The organism is Xanthomonas sp. NCPPB 2250, from assembly GCF_056725265.1.
This window is the reverse complement of record NZ_CM161520.1, coordinates 2603607-2627342: the sequence shown is the minus strand read 5'-3', so window position 1 is coordinate 2627342 and position 23736 is coordinate 2603607. Positions and strand designations below refer to the sequence as shown.

The following is a 23736-nucleotide window of genomic DNA, read 5'->3' as shown; positions in this document are numbered from 1 at the left end:
ACGCGATGCGCACCCTTGCCACATGCACGACGCATCCTTCATGCTCGGGGAGTGAGGGAAGCACCGTTCCATAATGAAAGGGGGATGGATGTCACAGGTGAGGCACGAGATTCCGGTCTCCGTCCGGAACCCCGTCGTTAGGGCGCATCGCTTCGATGACCGGTACCTGCTACCTGGTCTGGCCTACATCGACATCCTCTTCCAGGCGTTCACGGCCAGCGGAATGCCGGTGGACGAGCTCGAACTTCGTGACCTCGCGATCCATCGCGCGCTGGTGGTAGCGCCCGACGAGGTGGTACGGCTGCGCATCGATGCCTCCGGAGAAGGCGACGAATGGCTCGTCCACGTCGACGGGCACGTCGATGGCCACGACCCGGCGAAGGCGCGCCGGTATGCCGTCGCGACCATGGCACGGCGCCGGCTGGCGATGCACGTATTCGGACAGAACCTCGACTGGAACACCGTCCAGTCGACCTCAGCCGAACCGCTTTCCATGCAGGAGATCTATGCCGCCTCCGCGCTCGTAGGGTTACTGCACGGCGATTACATGAAGGCGGACGGACTGGTCTACACGACCGACGAGGCGATCTATGTCGATTGCCAGCTCGGCGCCGATGCCCGTGCCGATGCCGACGACGTACTGTTCCATCCGGCCCTCGTCGATGCCTGTGTGGTGGGCGCCACGGCGGTGCTGAGCACCCTCGATCCGAGCGGATACGAAGCCGCGCTGCCGCTGTCCTACGGTCGCTTCGCCGCGTCCCGTCCGCTGGGCGGGGCATGCATGGCGCGCGTGATGCGCGACGGCGTGCGACGCGAAAACGGGCTTACCTGGCTTTCGATGGATTTCTTCGACCTGGAAGGCCGGCAAATTGCCGAACTGCGTGACTTCGCGAGCAAGCGGTTGCCACCATCGCGCAAGCTCGCCCACGACGATGACGATGGCGGTGCCGGGGATGTCGCAGCCGGGCCGCCGTCCCCCAGCAAAACGGAGGCCGCGCCGACGCTCGACGCATCGTTGCTGGCGACGTTCGTCCGTGACGCGATCGCGCGACGGCTTCGCATCGATGCCGCCGCCATTCGCAGCGATATCGATTTCTACGAGCTGGGCATCGATTCCACCGGGCTGCTCGAGCTTGCGCATGCCATCCAGGCGCACCTCCACCGCAAATTGCCGCCGACTCTTCTGTTCCAGTTCTCGACCATCGACGAGGTGGTCGCGTATCTTGTCGAGACCACGGCGTCCGCCATCGTCGTCGCCGGGCCGAAGCCGTCGGCAACGCCAGCCGTCACGCCGACCGACGAACGGCGCGACGACGACATCGCCGTCGTCGGCCTTTGTGGCCGCTTCCCGCAGGCGGGGAACGTCGAACGGTTCTGGGAGAAACTGCGCGCCGGCGCGGACTGTATCGGCATGGTGCCGGCCGAACGCTGGGACGTCGCGCGGTATTTCGATCCGCGCAAAGGTGAGTCTGGCAAGACCTACGGCAAGTGGGGCGGTTTCATCGAGGGTGTGGACGCGTTCGATCCGCTGTTTTTCGGCATGTCGCCGCGCGAGGCGGAGCTGACCGATCCGCAGCAGCGCCTGTTCCTGGAAACAGTCTGGAATCTGCTCGAAGAATGCGGATACACGCGCGAACGCCTGCGCAGCACGTTCGGCGGCAGCGTGGGCGTCTATGTGGGATCGATGTACAGCCAGTACGACCATCTGTCACCGTCGTCGCCGACCGTGCTGCAGTCGTTCCAGAGCGCCATCGCCAACCGGGTGTCGCATTACTTCGGCTTGAACGGGCCGAGCGTGGCGGTGGACACGATGTGCTCGTCGTTCGCGGTGGCGCTACACCAGGCCTGCGCCGACCTGCGCCGTGGCGACGTGGCGATGGCCATCGCCGGCGCGGTGAACCTGTCGCTCGATGCGCGCAAGTTCGTGGCCTTGAGCCAGGCTCTCCTGCTCGCCAGCCGTTTCGATGCGCGCTCCTTTGCCGACGGCGACGGCTACTTTCCTTCCGAAACGGTCGGCGCGGTGCTGTTGAAGCCCTTGTGGGCGGCCGAACGCGACGGCGACGCCATCTGGGGCGTCGTTCGCGCCACGGCCGTCAACCATGCGGGGAACGGGCAGGCCTATAGCGTGCCGAACGGACAGGCGCAGATCGGTGTCATGCGTGACGTGCTGCGCCGCGCGAACGTCGAGGCTGGGGCGATTGGTTACGTGGAAGCGGCGGCCACGGGAGCAGCGATCGGCGATGCGATCGAATGGGGGGCCATCGCCCAGGTGTTCGATGGCCAGCCCTGCGCGATCGGATCGGTGAAGTCGAACATGGGTCACGCGGAGGCGGCCTCGGGTTTCTCGCAACTGGCGAAGGTGCTGTTGCAGCTCAGGCACGGCGAACGGGTGCCGACGATCGGCAGCGAGCCGCCGAATCCGAACCTGTCACTGGACGGCACGGGGCTGCATCTGCAGCGGCATCGCGAGGCGTGGACGCGCACGCGCCGGCAAGGGCGCGAGATGCCGCGCCTTGCCCTGATCAATTCGTTCGGTGCCGGCGGCTCCAACGCGAGCCTTCTGGTGGAGGAATATCGGGCGGCGGCGGTGGCGCCGTCGCGTCGCGAGGGGGTGCCGGGCCGGCAGGTGATCGTGCTGTCCGGCCGCACCGCGTCGGGCCGGCGTGCGGTGGCGGCGGGGCTGGCCGACTGGCTGCAGACCGATGCGGGGACCGACCTGGTCGACCTGGCGTACACGCTGCAGGAGCATCGCGAAGCGATGGACTGGCGGCTGGCGATGGTGGCGAGCGACATGACGGGACTGGTGGGGATGTTGCGCCGTTACCTGGCGTCGGCCGACGACGGCGCGGTGGCGTGGCACGAGGGCGATCTGCAAACGGCATCGTCGACGGGTGCGGCGCCGGGCGAGGGCGACGCGGCCGAGCGTCTGGCCTGGGCCTGGGTGCGGCACCGGCCGGTGGACTGGTCGGCCTCGCGCGGCACCGGCCCGTTCCGGCGCCTGGCCCTGCCCACGTATCCGTTCGAACGCCGGCGTTGCTGGCTGCCCGGGGAGAAAGCTGCGGAGACGCGCCTGATCGATTCGGACGATACGCGAACCGTCGTTCGCGCATGTCTCGAACACGCGCTGCGCGTACCGGCAGGCACGCTGGACGACACGCGCGTCTTCCGCGAATACGGCGTGGATTCGGTGGTGGGCCTCGGACTGGTCCGCGCCCTCAATGACCGGTTTGCCACGCGGCTCGGCGGGCGCGTCCTGTTCGATCATCCGACGATCGAACGCCTGGCGGATCATGTCGACGCACTGCGTCGACAACATCCCGCCGCGCTGCCCGAGGGAGACGGGATGCGAGGCGCATTGCGCGAATTCAAGGCAGGCCGGCTAACCCGCGATCAGTTGAAGGCACGACTGGAACGGAGCACGGCAGCGTGACATTGGACGACCTCCTCGAGCGCTACAGGCAGGGACGGCTATCGGAAGACGAGGCCGTTGAACGCCTCGTCGCGCTGGGGACATCGGAGGCCGATGACGCGCTCGGGGAAAACCAGCTCGGCCTGTGGACACACCAGCAACTGCATCCGGCATCGTCGGCGTACAACGTGCCGTTGGCGATCCGTTTGGCGGGCGCGGTGGACGAGGAGGCATTGTCGGCGTCCTGGGCGGCGGTGGTGGCCTCGACGCCGCGGCTTTGTGCGGTGGTGGCCGTGGTGGAGGGCGAGCCGCGCTGGCGGCCGGGCGAGGCGGTGGCGGCGCCGGTCGTGGTGGACGCACGGGACTGGTCGGCCGAGGCGCTGGATGAGGCGATGCGCGGTTATGCGAAGGCGCCGATCGATCTGGCGCAGGGCCCGCTGGCGACGCTGTACTGGCTGACCGGGTCGGCCGAGGGCGAGCTGTTGCTGCTGGTGATCCATCACCTGGTATTCGACGGGGCGTCGGTACCGTTGTTGCTGGAGCGTTGGCTGGCGGCCTACGACGCGCACCGGGCGGGTCGGCGATGGACGCCGCCGGCGTTGCCGGCGACGGACGCGGAGGTGGTGCGGGCCGAGCGGGTGTACCTGGCCGGCGGGTCGGCGGCGGCGGACCTGGCGTACTGGCGCGAGGTGCTGGCCGGTCCGCTGCCGGTGCTGGAGTTGCCGACGGACCGGCCGCGGCCGGCGTCGGGGCCGGTGCGCGGGCGCACGGTGCAGGCGACGGTGCCGGCGGCGCAGGGCGAGCGGTTACGCGCGTTCTGCGCGGCGCAGGGGGTGAATGCGGCGGCGCTGTTCCTGGGGGCGTATGAGTGGCTGCTCACGCGCACGGCCGGGCAGGACGAGGTGGTGGTGGGGGTATCCACGCGAGGCCGGTGGGACGAGCGGTTCGCCGGGCTGGTGGGGTATTTCGTCAACATGGTGGCGTTGCGCAGCCGGCCGGTGGCGGCACGGCCGGTGGCGGCATGGCTGGCGGGAGTGCAGGAGCGGCTGGTGGACGCGCTGGATCACGCGGCGTATCCGTTCGCGCGGCTGCTGCGCGAGTTGGGGGCGACGCGGACGCCGGGTCGCACGCCGGTGTTCCAGGCCGCGTTCGAGTTTCAGAACGCCACGGTGCTGCGCCACGCGGACGTGGCCGACCGGCTGGCGGCGGTGCTGGGCGGCTCGTTCATGGGGCAGGTGCACCAGGAGGGCGAGTACGAGATCGTGCTGGAGGTGGTGGAGGTGGCCGGGGCGTACGTGCTGAAGGTGAAGTACGACGAGCGGCTGTACGACGCGGCGGGGATGGAGGACCTGCTGGGCCATTACCGGCAGGTGCTGGCGGGTCTGGTGGCCGATCCGGATCGACCGCTGGGGGCGGTGCCGCTGATGGACGCGGCCGAGCGGGAGCGGGTGCTGGGCACGTGGAACGCGACGGCGGTGGCGTACGCGAACGGCGGGGTGCATGCGTTGATCGACGCGCAGGCAGCGCGGCGGCCGGAGGCGACGGCGGTGGCGTGCGAGGGCGAAACGCTGGACTACGCGCAACTGGTGGCGCGCAGCGATGCGCTGGGGGCGTACCTGCGGGCCGGCGGCATCGGCCGGGGTGCGCGGGTGGGCGTGTGCATGGAGCGCTCGGTGGACCTGGTGGTGGCGCTGCTGGGGGTATGGAAGGCGGGGGCGGCGTACGTGCCGTTGGCGCCGGAGTACCCGGCGGCGCGGTTGGGGTACATGGTGCGCGACAGCGCGGTGGCCTGTGTGCTGACGCAGTCGCGCGGGCAGGCGGCGGCGCAGGCATGGCTGGGCGAGGTGCCGGCCCTGGCGCTGGACGCGCCGTGGCCGTTGCGCGAAGGCGGGGTGCCGGCGGCGCCGGAGACGCGCGCGGACGACCTGGCGTACGTGATCTATACCTCCGGCAGCACGGGACAGCCCAAGGGCGTGATGATCGGCCACGGCGCGCTGGGCCAGTTCCTGCAGTCGATGGCGCGGCAGCCGGGGCTGTCCGAGGGCGAACGGCTGCTGGCGGTGACGACGTACAGCTTCGACATCGCCGGGCTGGAGCTGTACCTGCCGCTGGTGGTGGGCGGATGCAGCGTGATCGCGACCTCGGCGCAGGCGCGGGACGCGCAGCGGTTGGGTGCGCTGATCGCGTCGAGCGGGGCGTCGGCGATGCAGGCGACGCCGGCGACCTGGCAGATGCTGCTGCAGTCGGGGTGGCGCAACCGGACAGGGATGCGGGTGCTGTGCGGGGGCGAGGCGCTGGGGGAGCGGCTGAAAGACGCGCTGTGCGCGCTGGGTGGGCCGGTGTGGAACCTGTTCGGCCCGACGGAGACGACGGTGTGGTCGACGGTGGAGGCGCTGGACGGGGACCGTGCGGTGAGCATCGGCCGGCCGATCGCGAACACGCGGCTGTACGTGCTGGACGCGGCGTTGGCTCCGGTGGCCCGTGGCCTGCGCGGCGAGCTGTACATCGCCGGCGACGGCCTGGCGCAGGGCTACCTGGGGCGTCCGGGGCTGAGCGCGGAACGCTTCGTGCCCGATCCGTTCGGCGCGGCGGGCACGCGGATGTATCGCACCGGCGACCTGGTGCGGTACCTGGCCGACGGCCGCGTGCAGTACCTGGGCCGCATCGATGCCCAAGTGAAGCTGCGCGGCTTCCGCATCGAACCCGGCGAGATCGAGGCGGCGATGACGTCCGAGCCTTCCATCGCGCAATGCGCGGTGGTGGTAGCGGGTTCGGCGGACGCCCCCAGGCTCGCCGCCTACTACGTAAGGTCGGGAGCGGTGCGCGGTGCGTCGGTCGAAGCGCTTCGCGACCGGCTCAAGGGCATGCTTCCCGCGCACATGGTGCCGTCGGTGTTCGTCGAGGTCGACGCCTTGCCGCTGACGCCCAACGGCAAGGCCGACCGCAAGGCGCTGGCGGAACGCCCGCTCACCGCGGCCAGGGCGCCTGCCTCGTCCGGTGCGGCCGCATCCGCCATCGAGCGGCTGCTTCTCGTCCTCTGGCGTGAGGTGCTCGATGTCCACGATATCGACATCGACGCAGGCTTCTTCGACGTCGGCGGCGACTCGATCCAGGCGGTGTCGCTGGTCAGGCGTATCCAGGACGACTTCGATCGGGAGTTCGATGCCACCGCATTGTTCGAACACGCCAGCATCCGCCGCATCGCAGCGTTCCTGGCCAGCCGAAAGGGCAACGCCGACGGCGCGGACGCTATCCGCGATGCGGCGCCTTCGCGGGCCGCGGACGGTCGCGCCATGCCCGACTACTACGACACGAGCGTGGCCATCATCGGCATGTCGAGCCGCTTCCCAGGCGCTGCCGACACGGCGGCGTTCTGGACGAATCTCCTGGAGGGAAGGGAAAGCATCGAGCTGCTATCCCCCGATCGGCTACGCGAGGCCGGCCTCGACGCGACGCTTCTCGCAGACGGCCGTTTCGTCGGCGCGCGGGCGACCATCGACGACAAGGACCGTTTCGATGCGGCCTTCTTCCGCCTTCCCGCACGCGACGCGCAGTTCATGGACCCGCAGTTGCGCATGCTCCTGGAACACAGTTGGCGCGCCGTCGAGGATGCCGGTTATCGCGCCTCGGACATTCCGGAGACGGCGGTTTTCGTGTCCGCGAGCAACAGCCTCTACCAAACGGCGGTATTCAGCGACATCGCGCGCGGCGCGGGCGAAGGCGGCGCGCGCGGTGCCGACGGGTACGTGTCGTGGCTGCTCGCCCAGGCCGGCACGATGCCGACCATCATCTCCCACAAGCTTGGCCTGCGGGGGCCGAGCTTCTTCGTGCAATCCAATTGTTCGTCGTCGCTCGTCGGCATCGCCAATGCTTACCGGAGCATCATGGCCGGCGAAGCGAGCTATGCCCTGGTGGGCGCCGCGATGCTCATGGCGCACGACAACCTCGGCTACGTGCACAGTGCCGGCCTGAACTTCTCCAGCGATGGACACGTGCGCGCCTTCGATGCCCGTGCGGACGGCATGGTAGCCGGCGAAGGCGTCGGCACGCTGTTGCTCAAGAAAGCCAGCGACGCGGTGCGCGACGGCGACCACGTCTACGCGCTGATCCGCGGCGTGGCGCTCAACAACGACGGCGCGGACAAGGCCGGCTTCTACGCGCCAAGCGTCGGCGGCCAGGCCCGGGTGATCGACGCCGCGTTGCGCGCGACCGGCGTAAGCGTCGATACCATCGGCTACGTCGAGGCCCATGGCACCGGTACGCGACTGGGCGACCCTATCGAGTTCGCGGCGTTGACGCAGGTCTACGGCAAGCTGACGTCACGTCGCGGGTTCTGCGGGCTGGGCTCGGTCAAGAGCGGCATCGGCCACCTCGACGCGGCCGCCGGCATGGCGGGCTGCATCAAGTTGGCGTTGTGCCTGCGGCATGCCCAGATCGTGCCCACCTTGAACTACGCCACGCCCAATCCCGCGCTGGACCTCGCCAATTCGCCTTTCTACATCGCCGACGCCGCTCGCCCTTGGCCGCGCGAGGGTGAACCCCGGCGCGCGGCGTTGAGCTCATTCGGCATCGGCGGTACCAACGCGCATGCCATCTTCGAGGAATGCCTGGCAGCTCCCGTCGATGGCGAGCGCGATTCCGCCTCTGGGCCGTTGGGCGAGGTGCGCCTGGTTCCCTTGTCGGCACGCGACGAGGCGGCCCTGCGGCGCCAGGTGCATGCGATGCTCGATGCCTTGGCGACGGCCCCGTCGATCTCGCTCGACGACCTCGCGTTTACCCTGCAAGTCGGGCGCGAGCCGATGAATGTCCGCCTGATCGTCGCCGCGGATTCCGTGGCTTCGCTCAGGGCGCACTGGGCACGCTTCCTCGACGGCGGGCTCGGCGGCGACGGGAGGGTCTTTCATACGATCGACCCCGAGGCCGACGGCGCATTCGCGGATGCTGGGGAGGTGGCCCGATGGATCGACACGGGCGACGCGGGTCCTCTGCTCGATCACTGGGCCAGGGGCGGCATGCTCGACTGGCGTGCGTTCCACCGGCACAGGACGCCACGCAGGCTCTCCCTGCCGACGTATCCGTTCGCGCGCGATCGTCACTGGATCGCGTTGCCGCGTCGCGACGATCGCGGCGCGCGGGCCGCCGGCGCGATGCTGCACCCGCTGGTCCATCACAACCGGTCGACCCTGGCACGACAGCATTTCACCACCGACGTCAACGGCACCGAGTTCTTCCTCGAAGACCACGTCGTGAACGGCAAGCGTGTGCTGCCTGCGGTGGCTTATCTGGAGATGGCCCGCGCCGCCGCGGGGTTCTCTTTCGATCCCGGCACGGCCACGGAGCGCCTGACGGGACTGCGCGACATCGTCTGGTTCCGCCCGCTCGTCGTGGAAGGTTCCATGCGGATCGACATCGTGCTGCGTGCGGAGGGCGAGGGTCTCGCGTTCGAGATCCTCACCGACGGCACGACGTTGCATGCACAAGGGCGGGCGGTCCTGCTCGACACGGCGCAGGCCGGTCCGGTGGACGCGACCGCGTTCCATGCCGTCGATGAACTGCGCGTCGACGGCGCGTCCTGCTATGCGGCGTTCGCCTCGATGGGACTGGACTACGGTCCATCGCTGCGCGGCATCGCGTCGATCCGCGCGGGCGTCGCGGGCGATCCGCCAGGACGGGCGTTTGCGGTCGCGGAAGTGCGACTGCCCGAAGGCGTGGCTTCCACCTCCCGGGACTACGTCTTGCACCCCAGCATCATGGATGCGGCACTGCAGTCCTGCGTTGGCATCGTCGACGCCTCCGGCGCGACGCGCGCACGCCTTCCGTTCGCGCTCGACGCCATCGACGTTCTCGCGCCAAGCCCCATCCACGGCGTCGCGCGCCTGCGAGTGCTGCCACGCGCGGGGGAGGGCGACCTTCAGAAACTCGACATCGACGTGTGCGATCCCGAAGGCCGGCTATGCGTGCGCCTGCGCGGCCTGGCGAGCAGGCCCCTGCCGGCGGCCCGGGCCGAAACGCACGACGAACCGGCCACCGATGGCCCGTTGATCACGATGCATCCGCGCTGGAGCCCGTCAGCCGAAACGACGGACGCCTGGCCTGGCACAGACGCACGCGTGCTGGTGATCGGCGGCGGCGAGGAACAGCGGCACGCGTTGCGCGAACGGTATCCGGATGCCTGCCTGCTGCCATCGACGACCACCAGTTTCGACTCGGACCTCGCGGCCTACGGAAAGATCGACCACGTGTTCTGGTTGGCGCCCGATGCACCGGCCGACGCGTACGACATGCTTTCCGACGCCATCGTCAGCGGCCAGGACGGTGGCGTGCTCGACGGCCTGGCGCTGATCCGGCGGCTGCTTGCCCTGGGCTATGAAAGCCGGCCGCTCGGCATGACCTGGGTCACCCGCCAGGCGGTGCCGGTGACCGTCGGCGAGCCGGTCATGCCCACGCACGCGGCGGTGCACGGTTTTGCCGCTGCCGTCCAGGCCGAATACCCGCAATGGCGCGTGCGATCCGTGGACGTGCCGGCACAGGGACCCTGGCCCCTGAATGCCATCCTTCGGCGACCAGCAAGCTCTTCGGGCAACGTCGTGGCCTTGCGCAACGGCGAATGGTTCGGCCAGGTCCTGGTTCCTCATGATCCGGTCACGCCGAGTCATTCGCCCTGGCGCCGCGGCGGGGTCTACGTGATCGTCGGCGGCGCTGGCGGCATCGGAAATGCGCTAAGCGAACGGCTGGTGCGCGAGCATGCCGCGCACGTGATCTGGCTTGGCCGACGGCCGCATGACGACACCATCGCCCGACGCCAGCAAGCACTCGCCATCCACGGTCCGGCACCCCGTTACATTCAGACCGACGTGACCGACCGCGCCTCGCTCGAAGCGGCCTGGGCCCAGATCAAGGCATGGCATTCGCGCGTCAACGGTGTCATCCACTCGGCGGTGGCGCTGTTCGACAAGAGCCTGGCGGGCATGGACGAGACGCGTTTTCGCGACGGTCTCGCCGCGAAGGTCGCCGGCAGCGTGCGCCTGTGCCAGGCCATCGCCGGGGAGTCGCTCGATTTCCTGGTGTTCTTCTCCTCCTTGCAGAGCTTCGCGAAGGTGCCTGGACAGAGCAACTACGCCGCGGGCTGCACGTTCCAGGACGCCTATGCCCACGTGGTGTCGGTCCACGCGGGCTATCCGGTGAAGGTCATGAATTGGGGCTACTGGGGCAGCGTCGGCGTCGCATCCGCCGAGGCATACCGGCAGCGCATGGCGCGCGCCGGCGTCGGTTCCATCGAACCGCCGGAGGGACTGAACGCGCTGGACGGCCTCCTCGTCGGCACCGCGATTCAGCTGGCGGTACACAAGGTCGGGAAGGAAAGCCTCGCGCCGGAAATGCGCGATCCGGCCATCGACGAACGCATCGCCTCCGATGGGGCGGGAGACATCGTGGACGTTATCAGCGAACAGGACAGGCCGCTCGATTCGGACGCGTTGCGTCGTGGCGTACGCGACGCGGTACGCCAGACGGTCGGCCGGATGCTGCGCATGCCGCCGCAACGTATCGGCGAAAACGAGCCCTTCGAAACCTTCGGCATCGATTCGATCCTCGTCGTTCAACTGGGCAGTGCGCTGCGCGAGACCTTCCCGGACATCTCGAGCACGCTGTTCTTCGAACACCGCAGCATCGCTTCACTCGCCGACCGCCTGGTTGCGGATTATCCGGAGCGGGCGGCGGCACTGGCCGCCACGCATGGGATTCCGACGAGCCCGAGCCGCGTCCCCGCTGCCGCGCGGGCAACTTTCGCCGCATCCACGCCGGTCGCGACGGACATGCCGCAGAGCGACGTCCAGGACATCGCCATCGTCGGCCTGAGCGGACGCTTCCCCAAGGCGGCCAGCATCGAGGCGTTCTGGGCCAATCTGCGCGACGGTGTGCATGCCTTCACCGAGATCCCGACAGAGCGTTGGGACTGGCGTGCCTATTTCGACGAGGATCGCAGCCGCTTCGGCACGACGTACAGCCGGTGGGGCGCCTTCATGGAAGGCATCGATCTGTTCGATCCGCTGTTTTTCCGAATATCGCCGCGCGAAGCCGAAGGCATGGACCCGCAGGAACGGCTCTTCCTGCAGGAAGCCTACGCGTGCATCGAAGACGCTGGCCATACGCCGGCGAGCCTGTCGCCACGCCGTCGGGTCGGCGTCTTCGTCGGCATCATGAACAGTACTTACGCGCAGCAGCCCAGCCATTGGTCGATCGCGAACCGCGTGTCCTATACGCTGGATTTCGTCGGCCCGAGCCTGGCAGTCGACACCGCCTGCTCATCGTCGCTCACTGCCATCCACCTGGCCATCGATAGCCTACGAGCAGGGTCGTGCGATGCCGCGCTGGCCGGCGGCGTCAACCTGATCGTCGATCCGCTCCAGTACATCACGCTGTCCTCGAAGGGCATGCTGTCCAGCGATGGATTGACCCGGCCATTCGGCGCGGGTGCCGACGGCTTCGTCGACGGCGAGGCCGTCGGTTGCGCGCTGCTGAAACCGCTGGTCTCCGCCATGGCCAGCGGCGATCCGATCTACGGAGTCATCAAGGCGAGCACCCTCAACGCCGGCGGCCGCACGCACGGCTATACCGTGCCAAGCCTGACCGCGCAGGCCGACCTGGTCGGCGAGGCCCTGCGCCTGGCGAAGGTGCATCCGCGCATGGTGAGCTACATCGAAGCGCATGGCACTGGCACGTCGCTGGGCGATCCGATCGAGTTCGCGGCGCTCGTCAAGGCATTCGGCGTGCCTTCCGCCGACGAGCCATGGTGCGCAATCGGTTCGGTGAAATCGAACATCGGCCACACGGAGAGCGCCGCCGGATTCGCGGCGCTGGCCAAGGTGTTGCTGCAGATGCGCCACGGCAAGCTCGCACCCAGTCTGCATGCCGATGAACCCAATCCCGAGATCCGCGCGCGAAACACGCCGTTCGCGGTCCAGCGACAGCTGGGCGAATGGCATCGACCGCGCGTGGACATCGACGGCGAGCGACGCGACTATCCGCGCATCGCCGGCATCTCGTCATTTGGCGCCGGCGGCGCGAACGCCCACCTCATCGTGCAGGAGTACCTCGCCGACGACACGGGAACGCCGCAGGTCGATGCGTCCGGCGGGCCCTGTCTCGCAGTGCTTTCCGCGCGCACGCCCGGGCAACTGCGCGCCCGGGCGGAACAGCTCCTGACCTGGCTGGGCGGTACCGGAACTGCCACTGCGCTGCCCGACATCGCCTATACCTTACAGGTGGGACGCGAACCCATGGCGTGCCGGCTGGCGTGCCTGGCCTCGACGGCCGCGGAACTTTCCGCGCGTATCGCAACATGGTTGCGGAATGCCGGCGCGCAGGAAGGCGTCTGGCAAGGCGAGGTACGGCCGGGTGGCGAAGCGCTCGGCGGGCTCGCCGTGGAAGGAGGTCTCGGCGGCGCCGTCGACCTGTGGCTTGAGCGAGGCCAGCTCGCGCCGTTGGCATCGCTCTGGGTCAACGGTCTGGTGGTTCCCTGGGAACGCCTCCATCGCGCGACGCGGCCGCGGCGCGTGTCGCTGCCCACCTATCCCTTCGCGCAGGAGCGCTACTGGATCGACCGTGAACTGCGCCGGTCGGTGGGCTCTGCCCTGTTCGCTTCGCCCGCATCGCCGCCGGGCGACGACGGGCTGGTCATCGCCACAGAACGTTGGACGCCGCAGCCTGCCGCGGCTCCGTCACGCACGCCCGGTCTCGTGTTGCTCGTCGCCCCCGACGAACGTTCGGCCACGCGCTGCGCCGACGCGTGGCACGACGTGGTCCACGATGCCCGGCTCGTGACGGCATGGTTCGCCTCTGGCGACGACGACGCTCCCCAAGCGATCGAGCGTGACAGCGCGGAGAGCTGGCGGCGGGCACTCGTCCATCTGTCGGACCGACACGGCGTTCCCGATGCCATCGTTCATGCCGGCTGCATGGACGTGCCGGCAAACGGGGCTCAGTCGGGCGACCTCGTCCATTTCGTGCAGGGACTCGCCACCAGCGGCATTGCCTGCGATCACCTTTTGCTGTGCGTGGCGTACGACGATGCGCGCTCGCAGGCACATGCCGAGTCGTGGATCGGCCTGGAGCGTTCGCTTCGGGTGCTGGCACCGGAGCGTTCGCTGGGTGTGATGTTGAATGAAGGACACCTCGGGGACGAGGCGTCGGTCCGGTCGTGGGTCGGGCGGGTGCGTGCGGAACTGGGCACGGCGACGCTGCGCAGCGTGCGTCACGCGCGTGACGGACGGCACGAGCTACGGATCGAGGAACGGTCGCTGCCGACCGGCCCGTCGGTCATCCGGCGGGGTGGGGTGTACTGGATCACGGGCGGCGCGGGTGGATTGGGCGCGCGGGTGGCGCGGCACCTCATCGAACGCCGCGCGGCACGGGTGGTGCTCAGCGGCCGGCGCGCGCTGGACGACGCGCAGCGGGCGGGGCTGCTCGAAGGCAGCGAAGGCCGCTTGATCTACGTGGCGGCAGACGTCACCGACGAGACGGCGATGCGCGCCTGCGCGGCGACGGCAGTCGAACGTTTCGGACCGATCGACGGCGTATTCCACGTGGCGGGCGTGATCGGCGAGGGTTCGATCCTGGAGAAAACGGCGCAGGCGTTCGCGCGGGTACTGGCGCCGAAGATGCGTGGCACCGAGGTGCTCGACGGGGTGCTGCGCGAGCACGCGCCGGCGTTCATCTGTTACTTCAGTTCGACGTCCGCCGTGCTGGGCGACTTCGGTGGCGGCGACTACGCCATTGGCAACCGCTTCCAGAGCGCCTGGGCTCGTTGCGTGGCCGCGTCGGACGGCATCCGGCGCATCGCGATCGAGTGGCCCCTGTGGACCGGGGGCGGCATGCGCAACGACGACGACGAGGCCACGCGCATGTACCTGCGTTCGAGCGGGCAACGGGGGCTGTCGGACGAGATCGGTCTGGACATCCTTGAGCGCGCGCTGGCGCTGCCGTCGGGGACGATCATGCCGCTGGCAGGCGACCGCGAACGCATCGCGCGCCACCTCGGCTGGACGACATCGGCGACTCCGCCTGCCCGTGCCGAAGCGCCCGCGCCCATGTCTCGCGCGAATGCCGAGACGGTGCCTGCAGGCATGAGCCTGGAACGGCGCATCGAACGCGAACTCACCCGGCAGGCGAGCGACCTGCTCAAGCTCGCCAGCGAACGCATCGACGCGAAAGCCAACCTCGCCGACTACGGTTTCGATTCGCTGACCATGGGCGAGTGGGCGCGGCGCATATCCCAGGTTTATGGCATCGCCTTCACGCCGGCCATTTTCTTCAGCCATCCGACCCTAGAGAGGGTGCGCGATTACTTGCTGGACAAACACGCCGATGCCGTCGGGCGTTTCCATGCCGCCGCCACGTCCGTCGCCGAACGTGCGGAAGCGCCCAGACCCACCGCCACGCCGGCTATCGGCGCGCCGATGAACCCGGCTCCCGCGCCGGCCGTCGCCGATGCGGACGAACCGATCGCCATCATCGGCATGAGCGGCCGCTTCCCGCAGGCCCGCAGCGTGGACGAACTATGGCGGATCCTTCGCGACGGAACGCATGCCATCGGTGAGATTCCTGACGAACGCTTCGCCTGGCGCGAGGCCTACGACCGAGGGGACATCAGCGGAAAGTGGCTCGGCGCGATGCCCGGGATCGCGGAGTTCGATGCGTCGTTCTTCGATATCTCGCCGCGCGAGGCGATGAGCATGGATCCCCGGCAGCGGCTGCTGCTGCAAGAAGGATGGTGCGCGCTCGAGGATGCTGGCTACGGCGAGGAGCACCTGCGCCAGACGATCGGCATGTTCGTCGGCGTGGAGCAGGGCGAATATCAGACCCTGCCGGGCGTGGAGGGCGCGCTCACGGCGAACCACGACGGAATCCTCGCCTCGCGGCTGTCCTTCTTCCTCAACCTGCGCGGCACGGCAATGGCGATCAACACCACGTGCTCGTCGGGACTGGTCGCCGCACACACGGCGTGCCTGAGCATTCGTGCGGGCGAATGCGACGCGGCCGTGGTCGCGGCGGTGAACCTTTCGTTGAGCGCGGCGGTGTACGCGGGCATGAGCCAGGCCGGCATGCTCTCGCGCACCGGCCGGTGCCATGCTTTCGACCGGCGTGCCGACGGGCTCGTGCCGGCGGACGCAGTCGTCGCCATCGTGCTCAAGCGGCTGTCGCGCGCGCAGGCGGAGGGCGATCCCATCCATGCCGTCATCCGCGCGAGCGGTACCAACTACGACGGACGGACCAACGGCATCACGGCACCCAATGGCGCGGCGCAGGCGGAGCTGATCCGCGAGGTGCACCGCCGTGCGCGGGTAACGCCGCGCGACGTCGATTACATCGTCACCCATGGTACCGCCACGCGGCTGGGCGACCCGGTGGAAGTAACGGCATTGCAGGAGGTTTTCGGCGACATGGCGCCGGGCGATGCGCCGCACTGCGCGCTGACGTCGACAAAGAGCAATCTCGGCCACAGTTTCGCCGCATCCGGCTTGGTCAGCCTGGTCGGTGCGGTCGAAGCCCTTCGCCACGAATGCATACCGGCCAGCCTGCATTGCGACGATCCCAGCGACTACATCCGCTGGGACGACAGTGCGCTCTACGTCAATCGCCAGCCGCGTCCATGGCCGGCCGACGCATCGCGTCGGCGAAGGGTAGGCGTGAGTGCGTTCGGCATGAGCGGCACGAACGCGCACGTGCTGCTGGAGGACCACGACGTAGCCGTGGCCTCGTCCGCGGACGAACTTTCCGCGCCCTGGCTGCTCGCGGTGTCGGCGAAGACGACGGCCGCGCTTTCGCGGCGCCTCGCCGACCTCGCGCAGGTCGTGCGGGCACGCGACTGGAGTGCATCCGACGCTCGCTCGCTCGGTTACACGCTGCTGTGCGGCCGGCTTCATTTCGCCCATCGCTGCGTGGTGGTCGCGCACGACGCCGCGCAAGCCGGTCGCCTGCTCGAACGCGCCGCCGCGGGCGAACGCCCGGAGGGCGTTTTCGAAGGCACGGTGGACCGTGGATTCCGAGAGACGGAATCCGTCGCCGGGGAAGGACGCGCACTGCTCGGTCGCGCCGACCCGGAAGCGCTGCGCGCGCTGGCGGGGCTGTATTGCGAGGGATACGCACTGCCCTGGTCGATGCTCTTCGGCACGTCGCCGCCACGGCGCCTGGCCTTGCCCACCTATCCCTTCGCGCGGGACATCCATTGGGCAGGCCCCTCTTCACCGCAAGACACCTCCAAGGTACAACGCATGGACCCTTCCACCCCGGGCGATTCGACGCCGACCGATCCGGATGCTTCACGCGCCCGCGAAAAGCCGGTCGGCATCGCACTCAAGCGGTTGGCCTCATCGGCTCCCGTCGCGAGGAGCGTACCGGCGCGTGCCGCCGACGCCCATGCCGTGCGCAGTGAGCCGGTGACGGCCGCGCCGTCGGACGTGGTCGCACCCGCGTCGCACATGGACCCCGACAAGTTGCGCGACGACCTGGCCCATAGCCTGGCGGACGCGCTGTACATGGACGTGGCCGAGGTGGACCCGCATCGCCCGTTCGCCGAGATGGGACTGGATTCGATCATCGGCGTGGAGTGGGTGCGCGCGATCAATCAGCGCTACGGGTTGCAGATGCCCACGGCGAAGATCTACGACCATCCCGACCTCGACCGACTGGCCGCATACGTGGCGACCCTCCTCGCTCGGCATCCGCGCGAGGCGCCACGCGCGCCCGTCGCGCCTCCGGTTCCCGCAGCCCCCATCGAGCGCGCCGCCGTCGCGTCGCCGGCGCCGGCGCGTACGCCGCGCACGGGCGGCGAGCCGATCGCGATCGTGGGCATGTCCGGCCGCTATCCGGGCGCGGCGGACCTGGAGATGTTCTGGCGGCGGTTGGCCGAAGGCCACGACGCGGTGACCGAGGTGCCGGCGTGGCGGTGGGACGTGAACCGCTACTACGAGGCCGGCACCCCGCGGCCGGGACGGGTCAACTGCAAATGGCTGGGCGCGCTGGACGAGGTGGATTGCTTTGATTCGCTGTTCTTCAGCATCTCGCCGGCCGAAGCGGAACTGATGGATCCGCAGCAACGTCTGTTCGTGCAGGAAGCCTATCGTGCCTTCGAGGATGCCGGCTGCAATCCGCGTGCGCTGGGCGACAGCCGCTGCGGCGTGTACCTGGGCATCATGAGCAACGACTACGCCACGTTGCTGCACGAGAGCGGTCAGCCCAGCGACAGCACGGGCAATAGCGCGGCCATTGCGGCGTCGCGGATTTCCTACCTGCTGGACCTGAAGGGACCGGCGATCTCGATCGACACGGCGTGCTCGTCGTCGCTGGTGGCGACGCACCTGGCCTGCCAGGCACTGCGCAACGAGGAGATTGAACTGGCCCTGGTCGGCGGGGTGACGCTGTACCTGACGCCGGGCCCGTACCTGGGGATGTGCGCGGCGGGCATGCTGTCCAGCGACGGTCGCTGCAAGACGATGGACGACGGGGCGAACGGCTTCGTGCCTGGCGAAGGCGTAGGCGCGCTGGTGCTCAAGCGGCTGTCGGACGCGGAAGCGGCGGGGGATCCGATCCACGGGGTGATCCTGGGTTCGGGAATCAACCAGGACGGCAAGACCAACGGCATCACCGCGCCGAGCGCGGTGCGGCAGGCGGAACTGCAGCGGGAGGTGTATGCGCGCCACGGGATCGATCCGGCGACGATCGGCTACGTGGAGATGCACGGCACGGGAACCAAGCTGGGCGACCCGATCGAACTGGAAGCGTTGCGCAGCGTATACGAAGCGGCCGGCGTGGGTCGGCAGCGGTGCGTGCTGGGCTCGGTCAAGAGCAACATCGGCCACACCTCGGCGGCGGCCGGGGTGGCGGGGGTACACAAGGTATTGCTGTGCCTGCGTCACGGGGAACGGGTGCCGAGCCTGCACTTTGCGACGCCTAACGAGCATTTCGATTTCGCCACGTCGCCGTTCCGGGTGGGTACCGCGCGGGAACCGTGGGCGCGCGTCGACGGCGCGCCGCGGCGCGCGGCGGTCAGTTCGTTCGGCTACAGCGGCACCAATGCACATCTGGTGATCGAGGAATACGTCCGCGCAGCTTCCGCGGCAGCGGATGACGCCGAACCGTCCGCGCTGGGCCAGATATTCGTCCTGTCGGCCCGGACGGCTGATCAGTTGCGGCAACGTGCGGCCGACCTGCTGGCGGCGATCGACGACGAACGCCTCGATGCGCGCGCGGCAGCGGCCATCGCATACACGTTGCAAGTGGGGCGCGAGGCGATGCGCCATCGCCTCGCGATCAAGGCGACCTCGCTGTCGCGCCTGGCGGACCGCTTGCGACGCGTCGTCGACGGCGACACGCGTATCGACGACTGTCACGTCGGCGAGGCGCGACAGGGCAAGGGCATGCTGGACGCGTTCGCCGCCGACGAGGACACGCACGAGCTCATCGTCAAATGGCTCCGTCGCGGCAAGCACCACAAGTTGCTAGACCTGTGGGTGAAGGGCCTCGCCATCGACTGGCGGCGACTCCATGCGCGCGAGCTTTCGCGCGTCGCCCTGCCGACCTATCCCTTCGCGCGCGAACGCCACTGGGTGGCAAAGGCTGCGGCATCCGCCGATGCGCCACGCGTGCCGTTCCTTCACCCGCGGGTGCAACGCAATACCTCGGTACTGGACGAACAGCGCTTCAGCAGTGACTTCACGGGGACGGAGGCTGGATTCGTCGATCGCGGCCACGAATGCCATGGCGTGACCTTGCTAGACATGGCGCGCGTCGCGGTCGAACTCGCCACGGGCTGGACGGTCGACGACGGCGGCATCGTGCTGTACGACATCGACTGGAACGAACCGGCGACCCGTGACGACGTCGATCTGCGCCTGCACGTCGCGCTGTCCGGCACCAGTGACGGCCCGGTGCGCTACGAGGTGTTCGGCGACGACGCGACGGAACCGCGTCGGACGCACGTCACCGGCTCGGCGTCGCGTTCGTCTGGACGCCCATCGCCGATCGATATCGTCGGCTCCGCCGATACCGAAAGGTTACTCAGGCCCTGGAACGTCGCGACGGATGCGTTCGAGCCGTCGGCGCTCGTCGACACCGACGCCTTCGTGCAACTTCTCGACGCCGCGCAGTCCTGGCTGGGACTGGCCGGTCGAGCCGAGCTGCGCGTCGACCACGCCGACCGCGTGACGATCCATGCGCTCCCGGTCCGCACCGGTCACGCCATAGTCGAGAAAGCGGCCGGCGACGACACCACCACGTTGGACATCTACCTGTGCGACGACGACGGCGAGGTCATGGTGGCCTTCGAAGGCCTCCGGCTGGGGCGCGACGAACACACGCGCCATCCCGACACGGACGCGACGAGCGAGCCGATGATCTTTCAGGAACGATGGGAGTGCTCGCCCATCGCAACGACGGATGCCGCGCCCTCAGGCACGGTGTGCTTTGTCGTCGGCGAGACGATGGTGGAACCCGTCGCCCGCGTGCTGCGCGACATCGCACCGGGAATCGTCCCCGTATGGCTGGTGGTCGATGGCGGTGAAGGACACCCCCACGTGGCAAGGCGCGGCACCATGACGGACTATGCGTCCGCCATGGCGTCGATTATCTCCGCGCACGGCACGCTCGATGCGCTGGTCTTCGGCGCGACCTTACATGCGCCCGCGACCGGCTCCGATTGGGCGGACGTGTTGTGCACCGTGCGCAACCTTCCCGCGGCGGACGGGGTCCGTTGCCGCCGCCTGTTGCTCTGCTCGGCTTACGACGATGCGCTGTCCCGCGCCCATGCCGAATCGTGGATCGGGCTGGAGCGTTCGTTGCACGTCCTGGCACCTGGCTTCGCGACCTCCGTGGTCATTCAGGAAGGGCTGGCGGAGCGCGCCGACGCGGCGGCCGAATGGGTGCGCCGCATCGTCGGCGAGCTCGCGTCACCGTTCGCGCGCAGCGTGCTGCACGCGCAGGGCGACCGCTTCGTGTCGCAAGTGCGCGAACCCCGCCTCGACTCGCGACCGGGCGTACTGCGCAACGGCGGCGTGTACTGGGTCACCGGGGGGACCGGTGGGCTCGGCGGACTCGTTGCCCGCCACCTCATGTCCCGATACGGCGCGAAGGTGATCGTCAGCGGCCGCCGCGTACTCGACGACGCGCTGCGCCGCGAACTGTCCGGCTGGGACACGCGTGCTGGCGAGTGGCTCTATGTCACGGCCGACGTCACCGACGAAGCGGCGATGCGTGCCTGCGTTGCCCGGGCGGTGGAGCGCTTCGGACCCATCGAAGGTGTCGTGCACGCGGCGGGTACGCTCGATCGCACGTCGGTGATGGACAAGTCGCCAGACGCGTTCGCCCGCGTCCTGGCGCCGAAGGTGAGCGGTATCCTGGCGCTCGACGCGGCGCTGGCGACGCAGTCGCCGCGCTTCATCTGCTACTTCGCTTCGACATCTGCGGTACTGGGGGATTTTGGTGCGGGCGATTACGCCGTGGCCAACCGATTCCAGATGGCATACGCCGACCATGTCAGCGGCAACGGAACCACCCGCCGCATCGCCATCGACTGGCCGGCCTGGGCAGACGGCGGCATGCGCGTGGGGGACGAACAGGCCACGAGGCTGTACCTCCGCGCCACCGGCCAGCACGCGCTGGACAGTGCAGCGGGGCTGGACGTGTTCGAGCGCGCGCTCGGCCAGCCTTCGGGCCATTACCTGGTCATGGTGGGCGACCGTCCCAGGATCGAGCGCTATCTCGGACTGACCGCAGAAGCCGAGGCCTCAGCCGCGCCGGTCGCGCCGGTCACGGTGTCGGCGCCGCCTTCGCGTGTAAATCCCGCGCAGGGCGGCCTCACCCTGGAACAACGCCTTCGCAGCGACCTGCGGCAACAGGTGAGCGAACTGCTCAAGCTTCCGGTGGCCGACGTTTCGCCGAGCGAGAACCTTGCCGACTACGGCTTCGACTCGATCCTGCTGACCCGCTGGGCGAGCCGGATCTCCGAACGCTACGCCATTGCCCTGACCCCGGCGGTATTCTTCAGCCATCCGACGCTCGGCCAGGTGGGCGACCACCTGCTCGCAAGCTACGCCGCGGCGATCGGAGCCGCCTACGAAAACACGGTATCTGCCACGCGCGCGACGACGCCCGGCGCCTCCACGCCTTCCGAGTCACCGCGCCGGGCACGGATCGTCGAGACGCGCGACGACGCAGCGATATCCCCGCCGGTGCCGGAGCCCATCGCGATCATCGGCATGAGCGGCCGCTTTCCACAGGCGCGCGACATCGCCACCTTCTGGGAAACCCTCGTCGAGGGACGCGATGCCGTGACGGAGATTCCGCGCGATCGCTTCGACTGGACGGCTTATGTCGGCGAGGACGCGCCGGCGGGTCGACGCATGACCGGACGATGGATGGGAGCCTGTCCGGGCATCGGCGAATTCGATGCTGCGTTCTTCGACATCTCGCCGCGCGAAGCGCTGGGCATGGACCCGCGGCAGCGCCTGCTCATGCAGGAAGCATGGAACGCGCTGGAGAACGCGGCTTATGGCGATCGCCAGCGGGAGCATTCGAGAACAGGCGTGTTCGTCGGTGTGGAGCAGGGCGAATACCAGCAGATCGCGGGAAGCCAAGGCACGCTGACGAGCAATCACGATGCGATCCTCGCTTCGCGCCTGTCGTATTTCCTCAATCTGCGCGGGCCGGCGATGGCGATCAACACGTCGTGCTCGTCGGGCCTCGTGGCGGCGCACCAGGCGTGCCAGAGCCTGCGCGCGGGCGACTGCGACACGGCGATCGCCGCGGCGGTGAACCTGATGCTGACCCCGCACGCGTGGTGGGGCATGAGCCAGGCGGGGATGCTGTCGGAGGATGGCCGCTGCCGCGCGTTCGACCGGCGGGCGAACGGCCTGGTGCCGGGCGAGGCGGTGGTGGCCGTGGTACTCAAGCGGTTGTCGCGGGCCCAGGCCGACGGCGACCCGATCCAAGCGGTGATCGTGGGCAGTGGGATCAACTACGACGGCCGGACCAACGGCATCACGGCGCCGAATGGGGCGGCGCAGGCCGAACTGATCGGCGAGGTGCAGGCACGGGCGAAGGTCGATCCGCACCAGATCGGTTACGTGGTGACGCACGGCACGGGCACGCGGCTGGGCGACCCGGTGGAGATCAATGCACTGGACGAGGTGTTCGGCGCGACGGCGCAGGCGGCGGGCTTCTGCGCACTCACCTCGGTGAAGGGCGCGGTGGGCCACGCGTTCGCGGCGGCGGGTCTGGTGAACCTGGTGTGCGCGGTGCAGGCGCTGACGCAGCGGACGATCCCGCCGAGCCTGTATTGCGAGGAGCGCAGCGATTACATCGACTGGTCGCGTAGCGCGTTCGAGGTCAATCGCGAACGGCGGGAGTGGGTATCGGCGACGCCGCGCGTGGCGGCGGTAAGCGCGTTCGGGATGAGCGGCACGAACGCGCACATGCTGGTACGCGAATACGAGACGCCGGCGTTGGCGGACGAGGGCGGTCCGGCCTACTGGCTGCTGGCGGTGTCGGCGAAAAGCGAGGAGGCCCTGCGCGAGCGGCTGGCGGCCCTGGCGAGGGCTCTGCGGGAACGCACGTGGAGCGCGGCGGCGTTGCGTTCGTTGGGCTACACGCTGCTGTGCGGTCGGCAACCGTTCGCCCACCGCTGCGTGGTGGTCGCACAGGACGCGGACGATGCGATCGGTCTGCTCGAACGCGCCGCCAAAGGGGAGCGGCCCGACCGTGTGTTCCGCGCGACCGTGCCGCGCGATTTCGCCGGACAAGAAGCGCTGCATGAACAGGGGCAGGCGCTCATCGACCGTCTGGCCGGTGGCGCATCGTCCGCTCAGGGTGGCGTGGACGACGCGCTCTACGCGCTGGCGGATCTGTTCTGCCAGGGCTACGCATTACCGTGGGCCGCGTTGTTCGGAGCGGCGACGCCGCGACGCATCGCGTTGCCTGGCTATCCTTTCGCCCGAGACATGTATTGGGTCGCAGCGGCGCCCGCGGAGCCGAAGTCGCCGGTTCGCCGTACGCTTGCGGCACCCGCCGCGCTCGCGCGCGAGACGCAGGCAAGCGTCGTGGACAAGCCCGCTGGCATCGTCCTGGCGCGCCTGTCGTCCGATCGACCGTTGGTGACGTCGCCAGTCGCGACACGTCCGCCGGTCGACAGGCCGCCGATGCCGGTGGATGCGCCCACGCCACCGCCGGCCACACCGGCTGTCGGGCCCGGGGCGGATCCCGCGCGGATGGAGCGTGAACTCATCCGCACGCTCGCCGATGCCTTGTACATGGACGTGGCCGAAGTGGACCCGCAT

At 69.1% G+C, this 23736-nt stretch carries 2 protein-coding genes (1 of these 2 cut by a window edge); both read left to right on the top strand.

The annotated features are described in order from the left end of the window. Positions 1-97 precede the first annotated feature (97 nt). Positions 98-3430, top strand: coding sequence for a beta-ketoacyl synthase N-terminal-like domain-containing protein (locus AC1PMG_RS10540; protein WP_481108844.1), 3333 nt, complete (start codon positions 98-100; stop codon positions 3428-3430). Continuing rightward, positions 3427-23736, top strand: partial view of an amino acid adenylation domain-containing protein gene (locus AC1PMG_RS10535; protein WP_481111584.1) — the 5' portion only. It continues 8229 nt past the right edge of the window; only the first 20310 of its 28539 coding nucleotides appear in the window; it begins with the start codon at positions 3427-3429; its stop codon lies beyond the right edge, outside the window. Before AC1PMG_RS10540 ends, AC1PMG_RS10535 begins: the two co-directional genes overlap by 4 nt.